A 6,418-nucleotide genomic window follows, 5' to 3' on the forward strand; every position below is an offset into this window, starting at 1 on the left:
TCATATTCGAATCTATGTTCTAGGCTCGGAGGATGGCAACGATCAGCCCACCGCGACCGGCACTCGAGGAATCCCTCGTGCGTCAAGGCGCCCTGCTCGACGATTGGATCGATGCGGGCAGGCAGATCGGTGCACTCGAAGCGCGCCGCGCTGAACTGTTGGCTGAACGGCTCGACCTGCTGGCACAGGAGCGTTCGCTGGAACCGGGCTCCGATGAGATCGCGTTCCGATCGATGTGCGCGGAGTATGCGGCCGCGGGGCATGTTCCGCCGTCGACGGTGGCGACGCACATCACGAGCGCGTGGGCATTGGTTCGCCTCTTCCCCGAGACCTTGGCGTCGTTGGCGGCCGGCGCGATCAGCAAGCGTCACGCGGATGCCATCGTCGCCGAGGCTCCGAACGTGAGCGGCCATCCGGATGCAGTACGCCTGCGCAGCGAGTACGAACAGCAGGTTCTGCCCTTCGCGGAGCATGACACCGCTGCTCGCACCCGCACTCATGCCCGTGGCGTCGCGGTGACCGTGCATCCCGAGGGGACGGCGGAGCAGCATCGCCGGGCACGCTCGGAGCGCAGTGTCACAGTCAGGTCAGACGGCGACGGCATGGCTGTGCTGACGGCGATCCTGCCCGAGCTTCTCGCGTATGCGATCCATGACCGGCTGACGGCGCTGGCCGACGACGTCACTCAGGCGCGACCGGAGGGGCAGCGGCGGCCTCGCCGTTCCACACTGGAGAAGATCCGGGCCGAGCGCGATGCCGCTCTCGCACAGCAGACTCCCTTCGACCCCGAGCCGCCAATCGATCTCGAGAACGAGTTCCGCGATTCGATGGCGAAGCCCGCACCGTGGGAAGCGCCATCCGCCGAGCGGCCGACAGACGACGGCGACACCGTCCCGGCCGAAGATCAGCGCTTCGACGACTTCATCGGTGATGAGGACTTCGATGACGCGACCGGCGACGACGCGTTCCACGACTCCACCCCGATGCACGACGGCTACGGCACCCTCGAACACGACACGCGCACCAAGGATCAGCTGCGCGCCGACATCCTGGCGGACCTTCTTCTGACGACGACGCCCACCAGCGTCACCACCACAGCGCTCGGATCCGTGAAGGCCACTGTTCAGGTCACCATCAGCGCGTCGACTCTCGCGGGCGACGACGACGCGATGGCCGAACTCAACGGTCACGGCCCGATGACTCCTGACGCCGCGAGAATTCTCGCCGGTAGCACCGGCAGTTGGGATCGAGCGTTCCTCGACCCGCGAGGCATGGTCGTCGAGACCGACAACTACGTGCCCACTGCGGGAATGAAACGGTTCCTCCGCGCCCGCGACCAGCATTGCCGTTTCCCCGGGTGCCGGGCACCTGCGCATCGCTGCCAGATCGACCACAACCACGACCATGCCAAGGGCGGGCCGACGGCGCTGTGCAACCTGTCCCTGTTCTGCACCAGCCACCATCCGCTCAAGCATCCTGATGTCGATGCGCGCGATCGATGGACAGCGAAGCAGCTCGAGGATGGCGTGATCCTCTGGACCAGTCCGCTCGGACGCACCTACACCGACGAAGCACCGCTGCGCGTGATGTTCGTGTGAGAGCTGGTCGTCGGCGGGCGAAGGGGCGTCCCGCGCATGTGCACGAGGCGCCCCTTCGCATCCGGGCAGTGGCTCTACCGGCGAGTAGCTCTACCGGCTCTACCGGCGAGTAGCTCTACCGGGCAGCAGCTCTACGGCCCGAATTCCTTACTGTCCCGTGTCGACCGAGACGATCGTCCGCACGTCGGAGTCGCCGTACTGAACGACGCCGAGGTACTTCGTGCCAGCCGCGAGGCCGCTCCAGCTGAGCTCATAGCTCGTCGACTGGCCCTGCGTCACCGGGATCGGGTTCGGCGTCGCCGTGAGCGCACCTTCGCCGCCCGGCGCGACGTTGGCGTAGGTCATGTCCCACGTCATCGGCCCGGTCGTCGAGTACACGTTCGCGACGACCAGGTACGTGCCGGCCGTCGGAGCCGGGAGCGTCACCTGCTCATCGGCCGACGCGGACGCCGACTGCCACCGCTCGTAGTAGCGCAGATCATCGGGTGCCACCACGCGGTACACCGTCAGGTCGAGGTCGCTGCCCTCATCGTCCGACGAATCGAGATCGAACCTCGACAGCGACGTTCCCTCCGGAACGTCCACGACCCACGCGACATCCTTGTTCGCATCTCCCGAGTTCTCGTCACCCGAGTGGCCCTCGACGGGGTTGGCGGGATCCGCGAGCAGCTGGAACGGAGTCAGACCTGCGAGGTTGAGCGGCAGCTCGCCGTCCAGCCCCGGTGTGATCTCCACCGTTGTGCTGCCGTCCACGCCGGTTCCGGTCATCTCGGCCGGAGCATCCGCCGTCACGGGGAACACCACGATCGGCGTGCGCACCGAGTTCGACTCGCTCGACCAGGTGAGCGATCCCGTCGCCCACTGCTCGACCGGAGCGCTCTCGTTGTCGAAGGTGACCGTGTAGGTCGCGGTCTCTCCCGCACCGCCGAAGCTGAGCGTCGACGGCTCGACGGTCGCGCTCACGCCGGGAACGTCGATGCTGGCCGTGAAGGTTCCGGCCTCCGTCGACGTCACCGTGCGCGTGATCGTCTGCGCGCTGGCGAGGGTGCCGATCGAGATCGACGCGATGTTGAGATCGCTGCCGTCGATCGGCTCGACGCCTTCGAACTCTGCGAGCCCCTTGCCCTCGATGAACGCCGCCCAGTCGGTCACGTCATTCAGGTACAGCATCCCCGGATCGAAGAAGCGCGACGGATCGACCTGCCCTGCACCCTGCGCGAACGGATCGGTGTTCGCCGAACCGTCGGCGTTCACGGTGTCGTACGCGGTGGTCATCATCGCGGACTTCACCTCTGCGGGCGTCGCGTTCGGACTCTCACCGAGATACAGCGCACCGAGACCTGCGATGTGCGGCGACGCCATCGACGTGCCGGACAGGATGCCGAACGTCGGCTCGTCCTTGCTGCCGCTGTTCGTCGCCGCGAGGATCGCCACGCCAGGAGCCGCGATGTCGGGCTTCATGACATCACTGCCGTCGGCGTGCACCGGGCCGCGGCTGGAGAACCCGGCGATCTGAGGCACCGGGGTGACCTCGTCCGTGGTGTTCTCGCCGATCAGCGAGATCGGCTGGTCGACGCCGCCCTGAACGTACGCCAGCACCGCCTCGCGATGCACGGAGGAGAGGTGCACGGTCGGCACGACGTGGAAGTCGTTGTCGAGCGAGTCCGCCTCACCGGGAACGTTCACGAGCACCATGCCGATACCGCCGGCGTCCTTCACGACCTGCGACTTCTCCGCCCGCGCGTTGCCGCCGCGATCGCAGACGACGATGTGCCCCGACACCTTCGCGGGGTCGAGCGTGCCGGGAAGGCACAGACGAGGATCGACCGCATCGGCGACCGCGGCATCAGCGGCGTAGATCGACGGACCGGTCACGGTCTCGCCGAACGGAACAGAGACGGACGCACCGGCCTGGGTGAATCCGTCGAAGACGACCGTGCCCTCCCAGGTCGGGATCGTGGATGCCGCGACCGAGGTGTACCAGGGCGAGGCGTGGTCGGTGGTGACGGCGTCCGGGCCGTCGTTGCCCGCGCTCACCGCGACGAACACGCCTGCGGCAGCCGCGTTCAAGAAGGCGATGTCGTCGGGCGCGAGCACGGTGGTGGCCGCTCCCCCGCCGATTGAGTAGTTGATCACGTCGACGCCGTCGGCGACGGCCTGGTCGATCGCGGAGATGAGGTCGCTGAGCGCGCAGATGTCGTCGTCGGTGACCGCGGCATCCGGACCGACGTAGCAGGCCTTGTACGCCGCGACCTTGGCCGCCGGTGCCACACCCGAGATCGTGCCGAGCCCGACGCCGTTCACGGCGGCGTCGACCCCGAAGGCGCCTGCCGCCGTGCTGGCGGTGTGCGAACCGTGGCCGTCTCCGTCACGCGGTGAGAGGTAGTCGTACTGGAAGTCGAATCCAGCCGCCGTCGCACCGGCCGAGAAGTACTGCCCGCCGATCAGCTTGGTCGAGTAGTCGTGCTTGTCCCAGTCCTGGCCCTGCACGATCGCTCCGCGGAACTGACCGCCGTCTGACTTGTCGAAGTACACGTACGAGCCGTCGCTGTACGCATCACCGCCGCTCTGCTTCTGCTTCTTGAGCTTGTTGCCCGCGAATGACGGATGCTCGGGGGCGATCCCCGTGTCGATCACGCCGACCACGACGCCCTCACCGGCGTGATCCACGCCCCCGGTCTCCTCCCAGACCCCGCCGGCACCTGCGCTGTCGTCGCCGAGTCCCAGGAAGTCCGTGGAGGTCTGCGCGTCGGGATGGCGCACTTCGTCCGGGAACACCCCGAGCACGTCCTTCGACGAGCGCAGCGCGTCGACCTGGTCGCCGGTGAGCTCGGCGCTGAAGCCGTTGAGCGTCACCTGGTACGTGGCGTCCGGCGTGATTCCACCGGCCTGCGCGAGCTTGCGCTGCTCGTTCTTCAGATGAGCGATGTACTTCTGGGAGTCCTGCGAATGAGCGTCGAGCTGGTTGCCAGGCTTCGGCTTCGTGCTGCGCAGCCCCTTCGTGTCTCCTTCGTAGGTGGCGAGCGGATCGGCCTTCATCATGACGATGTAATGACCTGGAGTGCCCTCCACGGGTGCGGGATGTGTCACCCCCTCGACGCTTGCGAAACTGGCTGTTGCCGAGGATCCGATGACGACTGCGGCCACTGTGACGGCCATCGCCAATCGGAAGGGTGATCGACCCATGTGTCTCTCCGATGGTTGGTGAGCTGCGGCGGCATTGCCGCACCGTCGATCAACTTAGCGCTCAGATCACTCGTGCACCAGATGTCGATTCCGAGAGCGATCTGCGATATATGGACGCTGCACGACTCGGGTCAGACGCGCTCCGGCGTGTGCAGCCGCCCGAGGTAGCGATCCGCCCGTGAAGGCGCTCCACGGGTGTCCATGAGCGAGACCACGACCGTCACGGCGGTCGCCAGCGGAACCGTCCACGCGGCCGGATGCGCGAGGAACGGCGCGGCTGCGCCCACCCCGCCGACCGCGGTGTGGATCAGCAGCGACAGCGCGCAGGCGACGCCGCCCGTGGTCATGCCGGCGATGGCGCCCCGCGCCGTGAGCCCCCGCCACCACACTCCGAGCAGCACGATGGGAGAGAGCATGGATGCCGCGAACACGAACACCATCCCGACGCTGGAGCCGAGCCCCTCCGGCACGGTCAGCAGCGCCACCACGAGCGGCACCGCTGTGCACAGCACCGCCGACAGCCGGAACGATCGCACGGATCCCGAGAACACGTCCTGGCTGACGACCCCGGCCAACGACACGACGAGGCCGGCGGACGTCGCGAGGAACGCGGCGAAAGCGCCGGCGACGATGAGTGCGGTCAGAAGCTCGCCGAACAGCCCGGGGAAGACCCTCGACGGCAGCACGAAGGCCACAGTGTCGGCGACTCCCGGTGCCGCGAGATCGGGTGCGACGATACGGGAGATCAGTCCCATCCCACTGGAGACCGCGTAGAACGCGCTCACCATCACGATCACCAGCACCGTCGTGCGCCGAGCCGAAACGCCGGTCGGGCTCGTGTAGAACCGCACCAGCACGTGCGGCAGTCCCATCGTCCCCAGCAGCAGCGCCACCATGAGCGACGCCGTCTCGTACGCGTCGAAGCCGGAAGGACCTGCGGATGCCGGGAAGATCACGACCGGATCGATCTCGTGCGGCCCGCCGGTCAGCACGAACGCGATGCAGAACAGCGGCACCAGCAGCGCGAACAGCTTCAGCCAGTACTGGAACGCCTGCACGTAGGTGATCGCCCGCATGCCGCCGGCGGCGACGGATGCTGCGACCAGCACGGCGATCGCGACCTCGCCGATCCACTGCGGCAGACCAGCCACGACCATCAGCGTGATGCCGGCGCCATGCAACTGCGGCACGATGTACAGCCAGCCGATCACCAGCACGGCGATGCTCGTCACGCGCCGTGCCCTGACCGATTCCAGCCGCGCCTCGATGAAATCGGGGATGGTGTAGGCCCCGCTGCGACGAAGCGGTGCCGCGACGAAGACGAGCACCAGCAGATATCCGGCGGCATAGCCGATCGGGAACCAGAAGCCGCGCGCACCCTCGAGCAGCACCAGTCCTGACAGGCCGAGGAACGTGCCGGCGGAGAGGTACTCGCCGCTGATCGCCGAGGCGTTCCACACCGGTCTGACGGTGCGCGACGCCACGAAGAAGTCCCCGGTCGTGCGCGACACCCTCAGACCATAGACGCCGATGAGCAGCGTCGCGATCACGACGAGTGCGATGCCGAGCAGGTCGAACACGGGGTTCATCCGCGCTCCCTCAGCGCACGGTACGCCCGTTCGTTGCGCGGGGGG

The 6,418-nt window shown here is 67.4% G+C and carries 3 protein-coding genes; 1 reads left to right on the top strand and 2 read right to left on the bottom strand.

The genetic code is table 11. From position 1 onward, the window contains the following. The first annotated feature begins 32 nt into the window (after positions 1-32). Complete coding sequence (locus tag ACNPNP_RS14175) at positions 33-1,598, top strand: HNH endonuclease signature motif containing protein (protein ID WP_448966672.1); 1,566 nt, start codon at positions 33-35, stop codon at positions 1,596-1,598. A gap of 147 nt (positions 1,599-1,745) precedes the next feature. Here ACNPNP_RS14175 and ACNPNP_RS14180 read toward each other — a convergent pair whose 3' ends face one another. Both ACNPNP_RS14180 and ACNPNP_RS14185 read right to left on the bottom strand, forming a co-directional pair. Continuing rightward, positions 1,746-4,688: a S8 family serine peptidase gene (locus tag ACNPNP_RS14180; RefSeq protein ID WP_448966673.1), complete on the bottom strand. Its 2,943-nt coding sequence runs from the start codon at positions 4,686-4,688 to the stop codon at positions 1,746-1,748. 227 nt (positions 4,689-4,915) lie between these two features. Beyond that, complete coding sequence (locus ACNPNP_RS14185) at positions 4,916-6,373, bottom strand: sodium/solute symporter (RefSeq protein WP_448967258.1); 1,458 nt, start codon at positions 6,371-6,373, stop codon at positions 4,916-4,918. Positions 6,374-6,418 lie beyond the last annotated feature (45 nt).

The sequence above is a fragment of the Microbacterium xerophyticum genome (genome assembly GCF_053543555.1).